The sequence below is a fragment of the Micromonospora ureilytica genome (genome assembly GCF_015751765.1).
Taxonomy (GTDB): Bacteria; Actinomycetota; Actinomycetes; order Mycobacteriales; family Micromonosporaceae; genus Micromonospora; species Micromonospora ureilytica.
In genome coordinates, this window is the sequence record NZ_JADOTX010000001.1 from 4,469,341 (window position 1) to 4,487,377 (window position 18,037).

Annotated in this window: 15 protein-coding genes; 5 read left to right on the forward strand and 10 right to left on the reverse strand. The window is 71.0% G+C overall.

The features are described 5' to 3' along the window. The first annotated feature begins 59 nt into the window (after positions 1–59). The gene (locus IW248_RS20145; RefSeq protein WP_231396370.1) at positions 60–1,220 is read left to right on the forward strand and encodes a hypothetical protein; all 1,161 of its coding nucleotides are present in this window, start codon (positions 60–62) and stop codon (positions 1,218–1,220) included. A 25-nt stretch (positions 1,221–1,245) separates the two neighbouring features. On the opposite strand, the gene IW248_RS20150 is transcribed toward IW248_RS20145, so the two are convergent. Continuing rightward, entirely contained in the window at positions 1,246–1,755 is a 510-nt protein-coding gene (locus tag IW248_RS20150) for a DUF6912 family protein (RefSeq protein WP_196928234.1), read from the reverse strand. Positions 1,756–1,971: 216 nt separating this feature from the next. On the opposite strand from IW248_RS20150, the gene IW248_RS20155 reads away from it, so the two are divergent. Then, on the forward strand, positions 1,972–2,199 hold the full coding sequence (locus IW248_RS20155; protein ID WP_196928235.1) for a helix-turn-helix domain-containing protein: 228 nt from the start codon (positions 1,972–1,974) through the stop codon (positions 2,197–2,199). Between the two features lie 253 nt (positions 2,200–2,452). Then, a complete protein-coding gene (locus IW248_RS20160) occupies positions 2,453–3,046 on the forward strand; it encodes an Rv3235 family protein (RefSeq protein ID WP_196928236.1) in 594 nt (197 codons plus the stop codon). 103 nt (positions 3,047–3,149) lie between these two features. Here IW248_RS20160 and secA read toward each other — a convergent pair whose 3' ends face one another. Next, complete coding sequence (gene secA / locus IW248_RS20165) at positions 3,150–6,077, reverse strand: preprotein translocase subunit SecA (RefSeq protein ID WP_196928237.1); 2,928 nt, start codon at positions 6,075–6,077, stop codon at positions 3,150–3,152. 168 nt (positions 6,078–6,245) lie between these two features. Between secA and IW248_RS20170 the strand changes: the two genes are divergently transcribed. Continuing rightward, positions 6,246–7,397 (forward strand): GNAT family N-acetyltransferase, encoded by a 1,152-nt coding sequence (locus IW248_RS20170; protein ID WP_196928238.1) that lies wholly within the window; start codon positions 6,246–6,248, stop codon positions 7,395–7,397. Further along, the gene (locus IW248_RS20175) at positions 7,394–8,506 is read left to right on the forward strand and encodes a GNAT family N-acetyltransferase (RefSeq protein ID WP_196928239.1); all 1,113 of its coding nucleotides are present in this window, start codon (positions 7,394–7,396) and stop codon (positions 8,504–8,506) included. Before IW248_RS20170 ends, IW248_RS20175 begins: the two co-directional genes overlap by 4 nt. A gap of 59 nt (positions 8,507–8,565) precedes the next feature. On the opposite strand, the gene hpf is transcribed toward IW248_RS20175, so the two are convergent. From hpf to efeU, 8 genes are all read right to left on the reverse strand, one after another. Beyond that, complete coding sequence (gene hpf, locus IW248_RS20180; protein ID WP_196928240.1) at positions 8,566–9,207, reverse strand: ribosome hibernation-promoting factor, HPF/YfiA family; 642 nt, start codon at positions 9,205–9,207, stop codon at positions 8,566–8,568. A gap of 245 nt (positions 9,208–9,452) precedes the next feature. After that, complete coding sequence (locus IW248_RS20185) at positions 9,453–10,160, reverse strand: ComF family protein (protein ID WP_196928241.1); 708 nt, start codon at positions 10,158–10,160, stop codon at positions 9,453–9,455. 4 nt (positions 10,161–10,164) lie between these two features. Further along, positions 10,165–11,982: an LpqB family beta-propeller domain-containing protein gene (locus tag IW248_RS20190; protein WP_307788093.1), complete on the reverse strand. Its 1,818-nt coding sequence runs from the start codon at positions 11,980–11,982 to the stop codon at positions 10,165–10,167. Beyond that, on the reverse strand, positions 11,979–13,736 hold the full coding sequence (gene mtrB, locus IW248_RS20195) for an MtrAB system histidine kinase MtrB (protein WP_196928242.1): 1,758 nt from the start codon (positions 13,734–13,736) through the stop codon (positions 11,979–11,981). Before mtrB ends, IW248_RS20190 begins: the two co-directional genes overlap by 4 nt. 12 nt (positions 13,737–13,748) lie before the next feature. After that, positions 13,749–14,438 (reverse strand): MtrAB system response regulator MtrA, encoded by a 690-nt coding sequence (gene mtrA / locus IW248_RS20200; protein ID WP_030331519.1) that lies wholly within the window; start codon positions 14,436–14,438, stop codon positions 13,749–13,751. A gap of 227 nt (positions 14,439–14,665) precedes the next feature. Further along, a complete protein-coding gene (gene efeB / locus IW248_RS20205) occupies positions 14,666–15,943 on the reverse strand; it encodes an iron uptake transporter deferrochelatase/peroxidase subunit (RefSeq protein WP_196928243.1) in 1,278 nt (425 codons plus the stop codon). Positions 15,944–15,968: 25 nt separating this feature from the next. Beyond that, positions 15,969–17,102, reverse strand: a complete 1,134-nt coding sequence (gene efeO, locus IW248_RS20210) for an iron uptake system protein EfeO (protein ID WP_196928244.1) — start codon at positions 17,100–17,102, stop codon at positions 15,969–15,971. A 22-nt stretch (positions 17,103–17,124) separates the two neighbouring features. Beyond that, positions 17,125–18,027, reverse strand: coding sequence for an iron uptake transporter permease EfeU (gene efeU, locus IW248_RS20215; RefSeq protein WP_196928245.1), 903 nt, complete (start codon positions 18,025–18,027; stop codon positions 17,125–17,127). Positions 18,028–18,037 lie beyond the last annotated feature (10 nt).

An 18,037-nucleotide genomic window follows, 5' to 3' on the forward strand; every position in this document is an offset into this window, starting at 1 on the left:
AGCCCAGCGGGCCCGCGTACCCTGAATGGTCGGTGACCTGCCGCCGCGAAGGGGAGACGATGACCAAGCAGCCCGGCCGCGTCCCGGCGGCCAAGCAGCCCGGCCGCGTCCCGGCCGCCGAGTCGAACGAGCCGGCGGCCGACGCGGCCAGTGCCGGCAGTCGGCCGCTGCCCGCGCCCGGCGCCGCGGTGCTCGCGCTGCTGGCGCTCGGGTGGCTGGCCGCCATGCTCTGGTCCACCCGGGAGGCCATCACCTCGGCGGCGGCCGGAGTCACAGCGATCAGCCTCTCCGCGTTCGCCCTGCCCGGCGTCATCTCGGCCGCGCTGGTGGCCGGGGCGGCCGTCGCGCTGGCCGGTGGCAACCTGCTGACCCGCCGGTACGGCGACTGGGCCACCCTGCGCTTCGCCGGGGCGATCGGCGGCGGAATGCTGGTCGGGCTCGCCGCCGCGCTGGCCATCAACCTCACCTACTTCGACACGTCCACCACCAACGTGATCGCCGGCACCACGGCGGCCGCGGCGATCATCGGAGGCGCGCTGGCCGGTGCGCGGACCGCCCCCGCTATCGGCGCGGTGGTCACCGCCGCGCTGGGCACGCTGATCTTCGTGGTCGCGTTCAGCCGCGCCCGGGACCCGCTGTTCGACCTCTTCGGCGCCGGCGACAGCCAACAATCGCTGATCAGCGCCGCCAAGTGGGTGTCCCGCACCGAATCGCTCGTCGCCGGGCTGCTCGCCGGGCTACTGGCCTTCGGCTACCTGACCTGGGCACGGCGTCGAGCCGTCCGCCGCGACCCCACGGCTCCGGCGCTGCGCTGGCCGGCGTACCTGCTCGCCGGCGCCGGCCCGGGCCTCCTCCTGCTGCTCGCCGAGGTGATCATCCGGATCGGCGGCCGGTCGTTGCTCGACCTCGCCAGCGCGCTCAGCGAGGCGGACGCCGTGGCGCAGACCTCGCTGGGCACCTCGCGGGTGGACAACGGCATCTGGGTGCTCTTCGTGGGGGCACTGACCGCGCTCATCGCGTTCGGCCGCACGCTCAGCCCAGCCCACGCCGACGACGACGAACCGCCCGAAAGCCCGAGGCCCGTCCCGGACCAGGTCGACCCGGCGGACGACAAGCCGGGCTACGCCAAGGCGTTCGACGCCGACCCGGCCGAGACATTCGACGGCGACGCGGCTGAGACGTCCGACGCGGACCCCGCGAAGGCGGACCCGGCCCGCTGACGCTGAACCGTGCTCGGTGTGCGGCTCAGTCGGTCGCGCGTAGCAGTTGGTCCAGCTCCGTCACGTCGTACCACTCCAGCTCGTGGTCCTCGGCGCCGTCGACAATGAACTGGGCGTCCGGGTCACCAGCAGCCGCCTCGGCCACCACGTCGGCCGCCGCGCCGATCGCCTCGGCCGCGTCCGCGCTATCCACGTGGATGGCCGCGACGGCGCCCACCGGCACGGCGTCGGCCAACGTCACAGTGCTGGAGCCCAGCTCACCGTCGCCACGACCGATCGCTGCCGACGGCAGGTCGACCGAGACGACGACACGTCGGCGGGGAGCGGTCGGGTCGGCCCGGAGCAGGTGCAGGGCGTCCTGAGCAGCCCGGGTGAAGGCGACGTACTCCAACTCCTCCTCGTCACCCTCGGCGTACCACTCGCGCAGCGCCGGAGTCACGGCGTGCGCCTGGTCGGCGGCCAGCCCCTCCTCACGCAGCCGGGCCAGCATCGGTACGGTCGCCGGCACGTACACCCGGACAATCTCGTCGGTCACCGGTCGTCTCCCCGCGTCGTCCTCCACCGGCGGCCGCCGGCACGGGCGCAGATCATGCCGCACGCCGTGACCGTCATACACCCCGCCTCCGGCCGGAGGAAGCTCCCAGCCGGTGTGTCCCGTACGGTCGGCCTGTCACCGAGCCGGTCCGGTGCTGGGCGGCCGGAGCTGTCGGTGGCAAACTAAGCCAAACGACATCAACACCGGGAGTTTCCTGTGGAGCCGAGGTTCCTGCTGCTCTCCGACGTGGCCACCGAGCTCAACGTGTCGGACTCGCAGGTCTACCACATGGTGCGCAGCGGCGAACTGCCGGCGATCAAGATCGGCGGACGCGGCCAGTGGCGCGTCGAGCGCGCCCGCCTGGAAGAGTACATAGCGCGTAAATACGACGAGACTGCGGACTGGGTGCAGAGCAATCCGCTCGTCGACCGCGACCCCGACTAGCAAGCCCACCTGCGCGGCCTACCCGACCTGCTCGGCCGGACCGACCGCCGGCCCGCCGGCGGCGTGATCGACTCGGTTTTGCGGAAGTCGGGGTATCGGGGGCGCTGGGATACCGCGTTGTCAAGGAACCCGAGTGGATCATGAGATTTGTCGGCCGAGGCCGCCACGAAGCCATTGACCGAGGCCGCTCTGTCGCTCAGAATCGAGTTTGTCGGAGCCAAACGAAGGCAAACGCAAGATCAAGGAGGCTGCGATGAGCGGAGCGCGACCCGGTCCTTCCCGACCATCCGTGCGGCTGCGCCCCGTCCCGCCCTTCGACCCGCCGTACGTTGACGAGACCGACGGGTCGTACTGGCCGGCACCGACCGAAGGTCAACTCGCCCTCGACCTGTTCGCCTCCACCCGCCCCAGCCCGGTCCGGCCGCCGGAGCGGCGGGCAGTCCTGCGTCCGGTGCCCACCCGGTCCACCACCATCCGCCAGGTCGCCTCGTTACCGTCGGCGACCGCTCCGGAAACCACCCGAGCCGCGCACCGATTCGTCGGCACCTGCCTGGAGGTGGTCAACGGCTACCGTTCGCCAACCCAGGTGCGAGCGCTGCTCGACCCGGCCCGGGCGGGCGACCTGCTGACCGAACTGGCCCGCGCATCCGGCCGGGCCGGTACCTCCCGCCGCCGCAACGGCCGGCCACTGGTCCGGCTGCTACGCCTGCGCGTCTGCGAGCCTCGGGAGACCGCGGTCGAGGCGGCAGCCGTCCTCACCGGCGCGGGTGGTCGAAGCTGGGCGATGGCACTGCGCCTCGAGCATCGCCGGGGCCGCTGGCTATGCACTGACCTCCACGTGCTCTGACACACCTGCCCCGGTCGTCGGCGGGGCTCAACGACAGCGACAGGCCCCGGCCTGGGTAGGCCGGGACCCGTCGGTCAGACGCTGTCGGTGCGGCTGCTGTGGATCAGTTGCCGCCGTTGGGGGCGCCGTGGCAGCGCTTGTACTTGCGGCCCGAGCCACACGGGCACGGCGCGTTGCGGGACGGGCCGTTGCTCGCCTCCGCCTGGTTCGGTGCTGGCCGACGGGCGGCGGCCGACGGAACAGCCGGGCCGCGCAGCCCGGATGCCGGCCGCTGCGGAGCGGACGGCGCGCTCTGCCCCGGCGCCGCGGGGGCACCCGGGGCCGGTCGACCCACACCGAGCGCCGGAGCCTGCTGCTCGGCCTGCTCCACGGCGACCGCGCCGGGGCTGGCCTCACCGTCGATTGTGGGCGCGGAGTATTGCAGGCCCTGCCGGCGCGGTGCCTGGTTGAGGCCCTTGGCCCGGATCTCCACCGGCTTGTCGAGCAGCGTGACCTCGTCGGCCCCCGCCTCCGGCTCCGGTTCGGTCACCTGGACGTCGACGTTGTAGAGGAAACCGACGGTCTCCTCCTTGATGCCCTCCATCATGGTGGCGAACATGTCGAAGCCCTCGCGCTGGTATTCCACCACCGGGTCGCGCTGGGCGTACGCCCGGAGGTTGATGCCCTCCTGGAGGTAGTCCATCTCGTAGAGGTGCTCGCGCCACTTGCGGTCGATGACCTGGAGCAACACCATGCGCTCGAGTTGGCGCACGCCCTCGGTGCCGAGCTGCTCCTCACGCCTGTCGTACGCGGCGTTGGCGTCGTCCTTGAGGCGGGCGACCAGGAAGTCGGCGTCCATGCCGGCCCGGGAGCCGCCGGCCTCCTCCTCCAACTCCTCGATCGTCACGCCGACCGGGTAGAGCTGCTTGAGGCTGGACCACAGCTGCTCAAGGTCCCAGTCTTCGCCGTAGCCGTCGGAGGTGGCACCCCGCACGTACGCCTCGACGGTGTCGTCGATCATGTTGCGGACCTGGTCGGAGAGGTCCTCACCGTTGAGCACCCGGAGCCGCTCGGCGTAGACGACCTGGCGCTGCTTGTTGAGCACCTCGTCGTACTTGAGGACGTTCTTGCGGATCTCGGCGTTCTGGCCCTCGATCTGGGCCTGGGCGCTCTTGATCTGCCGGGTGACCATCTTCGACTCGATGGGCACGTCCTCCGGGATGTTGAAGCGCTCCATCACCGCCTCGACGGCCCCGGCCCGGAAGCGCCGCATCAGCTCGTCCTGCAGGGACAGGTAGAAACGGGACTCGCCCGGGTCACCCTGCCGACCGGCGCGACCGCGCAGCTGGTTGTCGATCCGCCGGGACTCGTGCCGCTCGGTGCCCAGCACGTAGAGGCCACCGGCGGCGGAGACCTCGTCCGCCTCGGCGTCGCAGGCCTGCTTCCAGGTGGGAAGGACCTCCTCCATCGCCTTGGCGTACTCTTCCTCGTTCTCCAGCGGGTCGAGGCCGCGCTGGCGCAGCTCGTTCGCGGCGAGGAACTCAGGGTTGCCGCCGAGCAGGATGTCGGTGCCACGGCCGGCCATGTTGGTCGCCACGGTGACCGCGCCCTTACGCCCTGCCTGGGCGACGATCTCGGCCTCCCGCGCGTGGAACTTGGCGTTCAGCACGTTGTGCGGGATGCCGCGGCGGCGCAACAGCTGGGAGAGGATCTCGGAGTTTTCCACCGAGACGGTGCCCACCAGCACCGGCTGGCCCAGCTGGTGCCGCTCGGCGATGTCCTCGATGACGGCGTTGAACTTGGCCTTTTCCGTCTTGTAGATGACGTCGGGCCGGTCCTCGCGAACCATCGGGCGGTGGGTCGGGATCGTCACGACGCCGACCTTGTAGACCTTGTTGAACTCGCTCGCCTCGGTCTGCGCCGTACCGGTCATCCCGGACAGCTTCTCGTAGAGGCGGAAGTAGTTCTGGAGGGTGATGGTGGCCAGGGTCTGGTTCTCCTGCTTGATCTCCACCCCCTCCTTGGCCTCGATCGCCTGGTGCATGCCCTCGTTGTAGCGACGGCCGTGCAGGATGCGACCGGTGAACTCGTCGACGATCAGGACCTCACCGTCGCTGACGATGTAGTCCTTGTCGCGCTTGTAGAGCTCCTTGGCCTTGATGGCGTTGTTGAGGTAGCCGACCAGCGGGGTGTTGACCGACTCGTAGAGGTTGTCGATGCCGAGCCGGTCCTCGACCTTGGCGACACCCCGCTCGGTCACCGCGATGGTGCGCTTGGAGTGGTCGACCTCGTAGTCGCCCTCGCCGTCGGTGCCGGCCTGGAGCCGGGCCACCACACCGGCGAACTCGCCGTACCAGCGGGCGGAGTGCTCGGCCGGGCCGGAGATGATCAGCGGGGTGCGGGCCTCGTCGATCAGGATGGAGTCGACCTCGTCGACCACCGCGAAGTTGTGCCCGCGCTGGACCAGCTCGTCCTTCGACCAGGCCATGTTGTCGCGCAGGTAGTCGAAGCCGAACTCGTTGTTGGTGCCGTACGTGATGTCGCACTCGTAGGCGGCCTTGTGCTCGGTGGCCGGCCGGTTGGGCAGCACCACGCCGACGGTCAGCCCGAGGAACTCGTGCACCCGACCCATCCACGCCGCGTCACGCTGGGCGAGGTAGTCGTTGACCGTGATCACGTGGACGCCCTTGCCGGAGAGCGCGTTGAGGTAGACGGCCATGACCGAGGTCAGCGTCTTACCCTCACCGGTCTTCATCTCGGCGATGTTGCCGAAGTGCAGCGCCGCGCCGCCCATCACCTGGACGTCGTACGGGCGCTGGCCGAGCACCCTGGCGGCCGCCTCGCGGGCCACCGCGAACGCTTCCGGCAGCAGGTCATCAAGGCTTTCACCCTCGTCGAGCCGCTCCCGGAACTGTTCGGTCATGCCGGCCAGTTCCTCGTCGGTGAGGTTGACGTAGTCGTCCTCGATCGAGCTGACGGCATTGGCGATGGCCTTGAGCCGGCGCACCATGCGGCCCTCGCCCGCGTTAAGGACCTTTTCCAGAATCGACACGGATCAACGCTCCCCTAGACAGTCTCGAACCATCGTAGGCGCTCCATCGGCGCGATGGTCACTGGTGGCGGTGCTCGACCCCGCCGAACCCGACATAACTCGCGTCCTGCGCTCGCCCCAAACGTTATCCGGTTACGCCGTCGGCGAACGCTGCGGCAGGATGCACGAGTGGAGCCCGTGGAGATCATCGAGGACGGCGTGCTGCTGCGGCCCTGGCGCGAGTCGGATGCCGAGGCCGTGCACCGAGCCTGCCAGGACCCGGACATTCAGCGCTGGACCACCGTACCGCGCCCGTACCGGCCGGAACACGCGCACGGATTTGTCACCGAGATGAGCAGGAAGTCGTGGGCCGAGGGCACCGGGGCACCGTTCGCTGTGTGTGACCCGGGCACCGGCGAGCTGCTTGGCGCAAACGGCCTGATCTCCATCGGCAACGACCGCACCGGCGAGATCGGCTACTGGACGGCGCCCTGGGCGCGTGGTCGGGGAGTGATGGTCCGGGCCACCCGGGCGGTCGCCCGCTGGTCCTTCGACACCCTCGGGCTGCGCCGGCTCATCTGGCAGGCCGAGGTGGGCAACCACGCCTCCCGGCTGGTGGCCCTCCGGGCCGGTTTCCGGATCGACGGCCGGCTGCGGCTGCCCAAGCCGGCGCCGCACGGCGGCACGGACGGCTGGATCGGCTCGCTGCTGCCCGGCGAGGTGCCCGCCGTCGGGTCGACCGGTCCGGCCGGTCCGGGCACCCTCGCCGCCCGGCGGGCCGCCGTCTTCGGCCGCTCGCAGCCCGTTCTGTTCGCCACGACCGGGGCCGCCGAGCTGCTTCTGCGGCCCATGGAGGAGCAGGACCTGGACGCCGTGGTGCAGACCTGCCAGGACCCGGAGTCGATCCGCTGGACGACGGTGCCGGACCCGTACGAGCGCGCCGACGCGCAGGGTTACCAGGCCCACAACCGGGACGCCTGGGCTCGGGGGGACGCCGCCGGCTTCGTGATCGCCGATTCCGACGACCGGTACGTGGGCTCGCTCGACCTGCGAATCTCCCCCACCGACGCGCTGGTGGCCGACGTCGGCTTCATGACCGCACCGGCGGCCCGGGGCCGGGGCTATCTGTCCGCCGCGTTGGTCGCGCTCAGCGCCTGGGGCTTCAGCACGTTGGGCCTGGCTCGGATCGAGTGGAAGGCGAATGTGGGCAACACCGCCTCCCGCCGCGCGGCGGAGAAGGCGGGCTTCCTGTTCGAGGGGACCGCTCGGGGCGGTGTGCAGCACCGGGGCGAACGGGTGGACGTGTGGGTCGGGGCGCTTATCGCCAAGGATCTGGGATGACTCCGCTGCCGGTGGTCGAGGCGTACGGGGTGCGGCTGCGCCCGTTTCGCGCGGAGGACAGCGCCGACGTGGTGGACGGGTGCGCGGATCCGCTGACTCAACGGTTCGTGTCGAACCTGCCGATGCCGTACACCGAGACCGATGCCCGGTGGTGGATCGGCGTCGGCGCCCCGGCGGCCTGGACCGGCGGCGGCGCGGCGTACGCCGTCGCGGACCCCGCCACCGATCGGCTGCTCGGTGCCGTGGGGCTGAACAACCCGGTGCCCGCCCGAGGTCAGCTGGAGATCGGCTACTGGATGCGGCCGGCGGCGCGCGGACGCGGACTGGCCACGGCGGCGACTCGCGCGCTGAGCGAGCACGCGTTCGCCACCGGGACGGCCCGACTGGAGCTGCTCACCGAACCGGACAACGGCCCGAGCCAACGGGTCGCGCTGGCCGCCGGCTTCCGCTACGAGGGTCTGCGCCGGTCGGCCGGCGCGTCCCGCGACGCGGGCCGGCACGATCTGCTGGCCTGGGTACGCGTCGACGGTGATCCGCCCGGCCCGGCCACCCGGCTGCTGCCCGACCTGCCCGCAGGGGTGCTCACCGATCAGGTGGTGGCGCTGCGCCCGCTCGCGCCGGACGACGCGGCGCTGATGTACCGGCTGCACAGCCGACCCGAGGTGGTGGCCAACCAGGCGCCGCCGGTGCCGCCGACGCGCGAGGCGATGGAGCGGCGTTGTCGACTGGCGCAGAGCGGATGGCTGACCGGCGAGATCGCCCGGCTGCTGATCACGGACGTGGCCAGCGGGGAGCCGGTGGGCAGTTGCGGCTTGTCGTACACCGATGTGGCCGCTGGCGAGGCGTCGGTCGGCTACGCGTTGCTGCCCGAGTGGCGCGGCCGGGGGTACGCGACGCGGGCGGTCCGGTTGCTCGCGGCCTGGGCGTTCGGCCCGGCCGGTATCGCCCGGCTGTCGGCCGGGACGGTGCCGGACAACACCGCGTCGCACCGGGTGCTGGAGCGGGTCGGCTTTCGGCGCGAGTCGGTTCAGCGCGGCCGGCTGCCCGGGCTGGCCGGCGCCCGCCTGGACGATCTGACCTTCGCGCTGCTCCCCGTCGACCTCCGCTGACAGATCATGGAGTTGTGGTGGGCGTTCCCCACCACAACTCCATGATCGACGTGGGTCGGCTACCTGTCAGTGGCGAGGGAGATGATGCCGTAGTCGTACGCGTGACGCCGGTAGACGACGCTGGGGCGGCCGGACTCCTTGTCCTGGAAAAGGTAGAAGTCGTGGCCGACAAGTTCCATCTCGAACAGCGCGTCGTCGATGGTCATCGGCTCCGCCGGGTGCACCTTCTCCCGGGCGATGTGCCACGGCTGGTCGTCGTGATCCTCTTCGACCCGCTCCGCGACGGCGGTGCCGGCGCGGGCGCCGTCGCTCGGTGCGCTCAGCGCGCTGGGCACCAGGTCCGCGACCGGCAGGCCCGCGGTGGCTTCGGCGACGGAGATCGGCGCGTGCCGACCCCGGTGTACGCGGCGGCGGTCGGCCGCCCGGCGCAGCCGGGTGTCGAGCTTCGCGATGGCCGCGTCGAGCGCGCTGTAGAAGTCGTTCGTGCATGCCTCGGCCCGCATCACCGGGCCCCGGGAAACGCAGGTGATCTCCACCCGCTGGCAGTGGTCGGCTTGGCGCGGATTGCGCTCGTGAAACAGCTCGACATCGACGCGAATAAGTTTGTGGTCGTAGCGTTCGATCTTCGCGAGTTTCTCGGCTACGTGTACCCGGTAATGGTCCGGCACTTCGACGTTTCGGCCCTTGACCACGATGTCCACGTGACCTCCCTTGTTCGGACGGTCTTCGATCCGGTTACCCGGCCGCGCGCCGTGGGGAGACCCGCTGGCGTCGACCGGTTGGTACGGCTACGCCTCCTCTCACCGCCAGGGGCGGTTGGAACGACCTCCTACCCCCGACAGCGAAACGCTAACTCCTGTTTGCCCGGCAGTCACCCCATGTTGCCGAGACGACCCAGGATTTTTCGCAGCTCATACACCAACGGGTGAAACGGAAACACGATGGGTTACGACTGGTGTCTTTTCTCGGTCGCCGCGAGCACCGCCGCGACGCTGGGTGCCCATCCCGTCGCGGTCAGCACCCTGCTCGCGGCGGCGAGGGTGACGCCGGTGGTGACGATGTCGTCGAGCAGCACCACGACCGGCGCCGCGCCCGCGGCACCGGCCCGGACCGGTCCGGCCGAGCGGGGCTGGAAGGCCGCCTCGGCCGCCGTGGCCCGCCCAGCGCTGTCCAGGGTGACCGAGTCGGGCCGGGGCAGCGCCCGCAGCGGACGGTGCACCCGCACCGCCCAACCGCCCCGGTTGAGCCGGGCCGCGCAGTGCCGGGCCAGCCGGTCGAGGTGGTCCCCATAGCGGGACCGGGCCGCCGCCGCGGTGTCCGGGACCGGAACCAACGCCAACGGACGAGCCCCGCCGACGGCCACCGCGACGACCTCGGCGAGCAGGGCGCCGAGCGGGCGGGCCAACCCGTGTCGGCCGTGTTCCTTGTACGCCAGCAGGGCCTCACGCAGTGGACCCGAGTACGGGCCGAGCGCGACGCAGGACGGCAGGCCCGGCGGGGCGGGGGTGGGACGGACCGCCCGTGGCCGCAACTCGCCCAGCGTCGCGACGCAGGCGGGGCAGACCCCGTGCCGCAGGCCGGGTCGGCGCTCCCGACAACCGGCGCAGTCGGCGGGCAGCACCAGGTCGGCGAGGTCCGCCCAGAGCCCACTCACCGTGTCAGTAGAGGAAGAACGGCGCCGTCGGGTTACTCGGGCGCACGCCGGCCGGCACCGGGGCGATGTCGCGTACCCGGCCGGGCTCGATCCGTTCGAACGGGCTGCTGCGGTAGGCCACCCCGTTCGCCTCGTACATGTAGGCCCCGGTGGGGGCCCGCATGCCGCGGTTGCTCGGGTACGCGGTGAGGTGGTTGACCTTGGCGCCGAGGTCGGTCCTCAACGGCGTCTCCAGGGCGCCGTCGACGCTGATCTCGTAGATCGCCGGCTGGCCGACCGATCCCGCCACCACCAGCTGATCCTCCCGGCCCCAGTCGACCGCCGTGGGGTTGGTCAGCGAGGTGACCAGCTCTCGGGGCGGGCTGATGGAGACCCCGGCGCCGTCGAGGTTGACCGCGGCGACGTAGAGACGGCCGCCGACGATCAGCGCGACCCGCTGGCCGTCCAACGCGGCGGCCACCGCCGTGACCTCGGCGGAGGGCAGGTTGAGCGGCACCGGGAACATCCGGGCCGTCTCGTCGAACCGGTAGAGCTGCCCGTCGGCCACCACCAGGCCCCGGCCGGGGCGGGAGTCGACCGTACGCAGCCAGACCGGCCGGCTGATCGAGGAGTACTCGGCACCGCTGCGGTTGAACACGGAGACCGGATCGGCACCCGTGCCCACGGCGAGTCGGTACCGGTTCTTGCTGGTGCCGGTGACCACCATCGCGGCGAGGATCCGCCGGTCCTTGGCCAGCCCGAGGCTTGCCGAGACGACGTTGTGGTTGGCCTCGGGCGCCAACGGCACCGTGCCGCTGGGCTCGCCTTCGAAGTCGAGTGGGTGGATCACGCCGTCGTACACGCCGTACCGCTGTGGGCTGGCGACATGCGGGTAGAGCGTCTGGGACTCTCGTCGCTCGGCCAGGTCCACCACGGGTTGCGCGTTGTTGCGGATCTTCAACTCCAGCTGGCCGGGCAGGTCCCCCAACGACCAGGCGATCTGCGTGATCACCTGGTCGATCCTGGTCTGGTCGTCACCGGACATGTCCAGGTTGACCTCCCACCGACCGTTGCCGCCGGTGGCGTTGTTGATCAGCTCGGTGCGGTCCGGTAGCCCGACGACTGCCGGGCGCAGCCAGTCGGAAGGACCGCCGACCAGCCACTTCACCACCTCGTTGACCCGCCGCTCGACCGGCACCGCCTGCGGCCGGTAGCGCTGGTCGGGCACGAGGCGGGTGCGGTCCGAACTCCAGAAGTAGATTGTCTCGTCCTGGTAATATTGTCGAAGGGCGGTGTCGTTGAGCAGCAGCACGTTTGGCGGGTTGATGATGTACAGGCCGGCCCGATCATCGTTGATGCCGCCGTTGACCGACGCGCTGCGCACGCCGAACTCGTACTCCGTCTCGGTCGCCACCGGCGGGGCCAGGGTGCCGTTGGCCCGCAGCACACCTATCTGCTGCACGGCGATCTTCACGGTCGTGGTCAAGTCAGTGTTGAGGGTGTAGACCGCCTCGCGCAGCCGGATCACGTTCAGCGCGACCTCGCTGCCCTTCTTGTCCTGTAGGCGGATCTTGTCCTCCGGGGCGATGAACGCCTTGACCCGCTCGTACGCCCGATCCGGCTCGCCGGCGGCGGCGGACAGGAAGTTGCGGACGAACGTCTCGTTGACGCTCCCGCTGGCCGTCCGCGTCGGTGGCTCACTGCCCCGGCTGATCACGCCGGCCTCGGTCGCGGCACCGCCCTTGCCGTCCACCCGCACGTCGGATGCCGCCGGGATGCTACAGCCGGCGCCCAGCAGCACCAGCACACCAAAGGCCCCGAGGAGCAGCGTCGGCCGTCTCACGAGCGCACCTCCGTCCGCTGCCCGTCCCCGGCCGGAGCCGGGCCGATCGCCAGTGCCCCGCCGGTGCCGGGACCGATGGCCAGTGGGCCGCCGTCGCGCGGGCCCCCGAACGGCAGCGCGGCGTCGGCCGGCACCAGCCGCAGCGGCGAGGTGGTCAGCCGGTCGCCCGCGCGGGCCGGCAGGGTGAGCCGGAACTGCGCGCCCTGCCCGGGAGCACCCCACGCCTCCAGCCAGCCGCCGTGCAGCCGCGCGTCCTCCAGGCTGATCGACAGGCCAAGCCCGGTGCCACCGGTCTGCCGAGCCCGGGACGGGTCCGCCCGCCAGAACCTGTTGAACACCAACTTCTCCTCGCCCACCTTCAGCCCCACACCGTGGTCGCGGACGGTGATCGCCACGGCGGTCTCGTCGATGCCGAGGGTGATCAACACCGGGCGCGCCTCGCCGTGCTCGACAGCGTTGCCGACCAGGTTGCGCAACACCCGCTCGACCCGGCGCGGGTCGACCTCGGCGATCACCGGAGTGCCCGGCAGGTCGAGTTCGATGGGTACGCCCACCCGCTCGGCCAGGCCGGCCAGCCGGTCGACCACCCGGTGCACCACCGGCACCAGGTCGGTCGGCTCGGAATCCAGCATGGCGAAACCCGCGTCGAACCGACTGATCTCCAGCAGGTCGGTGAGCAGCTCCTCGAATCGGTCCAGTTCGGCTTGGAGCAGTTCGGCGCTACGGGCGACCGCCGGGTCGAACTCGTCGCGCTCGGCGAAGATCAGGTCAGCGGCCATCCGAACCGTGGTCAGCGGGGTACGCAGCTCGTGGGAGACGTCCGAGGTGAAACGGCGCTGCAACCGGGACATCTCTTCCAGGCGCAGGATCTGCCGTTGCAGGTTGGTGGCCATCTGGTTGAACGACGCGGCGAGCAGGGCCAGGTCGTCCTCGCCGTTGACCACCATCCGCTGGTCGAGAAGGCCCGCGGAGAGCCGCTGGGCGGTCCGTGCGGCGACCCGGACCGGGTTGACCACCAGCCGGGTGACAAGCGCCGCGAGCAACCCGAGCAGGATCACCAGCGCCACCCCGGTGGCCACCACTGTGGCTCGGGCGTCGGCGGCGGTGACGTCCTGCCGGCCCAGCGGCACCAGGTAGTAGAGCTCGATCTGGCCGAAGCGGGTGGGCACCGGCGAGCCGTAGACCAGGTATTTGGTGGTCTCGCCGGTGAGTCGCCCGGTGCGGATCTGGCTGGCCACCTTGCCGTCGGCGATCGCGGCCCGCAGCTCGGGGCTGATCAGCGGCTGGACGTTCGCCGACGGGGAGGTGCGCGTCTGGATGTCGGCGGGATAGTCGTCGGCGAGAATCGCCACCACCACCCCGCTGGTCTGCTGGGGGTCGCCACCGGCCAGGTAGTTGACAGTGCCGTCGATGGTCTCCTGGAGCTGCGCCTCCTGCGGCTGCCCGTAGAAGGACACCTGCTTGGCCGCGTAGCTGGCACCGGTGGTCACCCGCTGCCGGACGTCGCTGCGAGCGCTGTCGAGCAGGATCGTGGTGATCTTGTCAGCGATCAGGAACGCGAACCCGCCGACCAGCAGGCTGGACGCGACGAGCGTGATGGTCACGACCCGGACCTGGAGCGAGCGGCGCCAGGTCTGGTGTGCCCGACCCACCACCCGGGCGACCCGCCCGCTCCACGCACGCCAGAACTCCCCGCCGGCGCTGGGCCGGTGGGTAGCCGTACTCGGGGAGGGTGGGGGCGGCGAGGTCGACACAGTGCGACCAGGCTATCCGGTCCCCGCCTTGTAGCCCACGCCCCGCACGGTGAGGATGATTTCCGGTCGCTCCGGGTCCGGCTCGATCTTGGCCCGCAACCGCTGGACGTGCACGTTGACCAGCCGGGTGTCGGCCGCGTGCCGGTAGCCCCAGACCTGCTCGAGCAGCACCTCGCGGGTGAAGACCTGACGTGGCTTGCGGGCGAGCGCGACCAACAGGTCGAACTCCAGCGGAGTCAGCTTCACCTCCTCGTCGTTGCGGCTCACGGTGTGCGCGGGCACGTCGATGGTGATCTGGTTGTCGGGCGGCCCGATGGTGAGCATCTCGGGGGCCACGTCCTCGCCTCGGCGCAGTCGGGCCCGCATTCGGGCCACCAACTCCTTGGGCTTGAACGGCTTGACCACGTAGTCGTCGGCGCCGGACTCCAGGCCGAGCACGACGTCCACGGTGTCGCTCTTGGCGGTCAGCATGACGATGGGCACGCCGGACTCCGCCCGGATCGACCGGGCCACGTCGATACCGCTCATACCGGGAAGCATCAGATCAAGCAGCACGATATCGGGACGGCTGTCACGAAAGGCGGCCAACGCCCGCTCGCCGTCCGCCACAAACGAGGGCAGGAAACCCTCGCTGCGCAGCACGATGCCGAGCATCTCGGCGAGCGCGGGGTCGTCGTCGACCACCAGTACGCGGGCTCTCATGGGATTAATATTGCATCCTCATTCAGTTCGGTGGGACCGGCGTCCGCCGGTAACGCTTCGCGCCGCCGTCAAAACCGGCTGTCCGCGGTCCGCGGCGGCGGCGCCACGTGCTGCGGTGCCTGGCCACGGATGGGCCGTGGGCCAGGCTGCCACCATGATCCCCCTTCGGCGCCGCCCGGCGCCACCGCAAGCCGGGCCGATCCGACTGTCGCCCATCCGGACGACAGTCAGCCGAACAGCCGACGCCCCCAGTGATCCCCACCGTCGCGTACCCCGGGTGGGCAGGCGAACACCCCGCTGGAGACGTGTCGCAGATATTCGTTCATCACATCGTGCCGTGCCAACTGGGTCTGGATGGGCACGAACTGGCGGCGTGGATCGCGCTGGTAGGCGATGAAGAAGAGGCCCGCGTCGAGCCGCCCGAGGCCGTCCGAGCCGTCGACGAAGTTGTAACCCCGGCGCAGCAGCTGGGCGCCGCTGTTCCGACTCGGGTGGGCCAGCGCGACATGGGCGTGCTCGGCGATCACCGGCTTCCCGTCCGCGCCGCGCGCGGCGAAGTCGGGCTCGTCGAACTCGTCGCTCCGACCCAGTGGCGCGCCGCTGCCCTTGGTCCGGCCGACGATCTCCTCCTGCTCGGCGAGGGAGGTCCGGTCCCAGGTCTCCACCAGCATCCGGATCTTGCGGGTGACCAGGTACGAGCCTCCGGCCATCCAGTCCGGCCCGTCGCCCGGCTGCACCCACAACTGCTCGCGCAGCAGGTGGGTGTCCTCGGCCTTGAGGTTGGCCGTGCCGTCCTTGAACCCGAAGAGGTTGCGCGCGGTGGCCTGCTCCCGCGAGGTCGACGAGGTACGGCCGAAGCCGAGCTGCGACCAGCGGACACTCACCACGCCCATGCCGAGCCGGGCCAGGTTGCGGATCGCGTGCACCGCCACCTGCGGGTCGTTGGCGCAGGCCTGGACGCAGAGGTCGCCGCCGGAGAGCTGCGGCTGCAACGCGTCGCCGGGGAAATTCGGCAACTCGGCAAGGGCGGCGGGCCGCCGATCGGCGAGGCCGAAGCGGTCCCGCCCGTCGGCGTCGCGGAACAGCGTCGGCCCGAAACCGATGGTGAGCGTGAGCTGCGAGGGAGGCAGGCCGAGCGCCTCGCCGGTGTCATCCGGTGGGGCCTCCGGCATCCCGCCGACCGCGCCCAGCACCCCGGCGTCACGCCCCGCGGTCATCCGGGCGGCGGCGGCCGTCCACTCCTCCAGCAGTTCGACCAGCCGGGCCCGGTCCTTGGTGATCACGTCGAAGGCCACGAAGTGCAGCCGGTCCTGCGCCGGCGTGACGATGCCGGCCTGGTGCTCACCGTGAAACGGCACCGCCCCGGCCGGGTGGTCGCCCGCCTCGGCCGGGCCGTGGGAGCCGTTCAGCAGCGCCCCCGCGCCGGCCGCCACCCCGGCGACCCCGGCCACCCCGGCGCCGGCCAGTGTGATCGCCCGGCGCCGGGTCAACCTGCTCCCGCTCATCGAATCGACTCTTTCCGTCATCCGGTCACTTCGCGACAGCTGCGGCGACCTTGCTGATCGGCTCCGCGAGCGCGTTGATCCCGTCGGAGAGCTCCTTGAGCTCGGCCTTGCTCAGCGCGGTGTGCAGCTTCCACCCGTCGCCGTCGCGGTGCTTGCCGAGCAGCCCCTCCACGTTTGTGAACTCGGTGTCCAACTGCGTGACCAGCTCCGGCGAGCGCTGCTGCAACGCCGGGCGCAGGGCGGACACGGCGGCCTTGGAACCTTCGAGGTTAGCGGCGAAGTCCCACAGGTCGGTGTGCGAGTAGCGGTCCTCCTCGCCGGTGATCTTGCCGCTGGCGACCTCGTCGAGCAGTTCCTTGGCACCGTTGGCGAGCTGCAGCGGGGAGAGCTTCTCGGCGTTCGCCTTGGCCACGATCTCCTTGACGTCGACCAGCAGGCGGTCGGCGATCGGGCCGTCCTTGCTGATGTCACCGGACTGCCAGAGGTCCTTCTCGATCCGGTGGAAGCCGGTGAACTCCATCCCCTCCTCGATGACCTCAGCACGGCCGTCGATCTTGGGGTCGAGGTCGCCGAAGATCTCGGCGACCGGCTCGATCCGCTCCCAATAGGTGCGCGCGACCGGGTAGAGCGCCTTGGACTTCGCGACATCGCCGGCCTTGACCGCGCCGACGAACTCCTCGGTCTTGTCCAACAGCGCGGCGGTCTGGCTCTTGACGTAGCGCTGGTAGTTGTCGGTGGCGTCACCCAGCGCGGCGTCGGCGGTGAGCGGCTGCGCCGACCCGCTGACCTTGAGCGCGCCCCGGATGCCCTTGCCGCTCATCCCCGGCTTGCAGGCCGTCTGGTACGTGCCGGCCGGCAACTCCACGTGCAGCTCGCGGCTCAGCCCGGGGGCGATGTTCTCCACCTCGCCCATCACCCGGTCGCCGTCGGCGTACACGTAGAACTCGGTCACCTTCGCGCCCGAATTGGTGATCTTGAAGGTGGCGGTGCCGGCGCCCAGGTCGGTCGAGCCGACCTCACAGGCGGTGTCGCTGGCCTTGACCACGATCGGTCCACCGGACGCGGCCGCGTCACCCTTGTCGGAGTCGGAGCAGGCGGCCAGACCGGCCGTCGCCAGCACGCCGGCGGCGGCCAGCGCGAAGAACTGGGTGGTACGCATCTGAGCTGTCTCTCCTCGTGGGTCAGGCACGCTGCGGCGGGGACGCCGCCTCGGCCTCGGCGCCGGTGTCGGCCCCGCGCTCGTCGGTGACGGTGGTGGTGGTCGCTGTGGGCGCCGGCCTACGCCGGGCCGGTCGCAAAAAGAGCAGGAGAACCGGTACGGCGTACGCGACCCAGGCGATCGTCTCCAGCACGGTGGGCGCGGGAGTCACGTTGAACATGCCGGCGAGCAGGGCCGCGTACCAGGTGCTCGGGTCGAGCGCGCCGGTGATGTCGAAGGCCAGGTCGTTCAGGCCGGGCAGGACGCCGGCCTCCTGGAAGTCGTGCACGCCGTACTTGAGGATGCCGGCGGCGACCAGGATCAGCAGCGCGCCGGTCCAGGTGAAGAACTTGCTGAGGTTGATTCGCAGGGCGCTGGCGTAGAGCAGCACGCCGAGGACCACGGCGGTGACGATGCCGCCGATCAGCGCGAGCAGCGGGCCACTGTCGCCGGCCGCGCCCTGGGCGGCAGAGTAGAAGATCAGCGCGGTCTCCAGGCCCTCCCGGATCACCGCGAGGAAGGCCATTCCGGCAACCGCGAGGGATCCGACGGCCAGCGCCTCGGTGAGCTTGCCCCGCAGCTCGCCGGCGATGGTCCGGGCGGCCCGGCGCATCCAGAAGATCATCCAGGTGACGAAGACCACGGCGGCGACCGACGTGATCGCCTCGAACAACTCTCGATCCTCGGAACGGGACAGCAACGAGGTCGACGTGTACTCGATCAGCCAGCCGAAGAGCACCGAGAGCGCCACGGCCAGGCCGACGCCCGCCCAGACCTGCGGCAGCCGGTCCCGGCGCTGCGACTTCACCAGGAAGGCGACCAGGATGCTGACCACCAGGGTGGCTTCCAGCCCTTCCCGCAGGCCGATCAGATAGGTGGCGAACATCCGGGCTCCG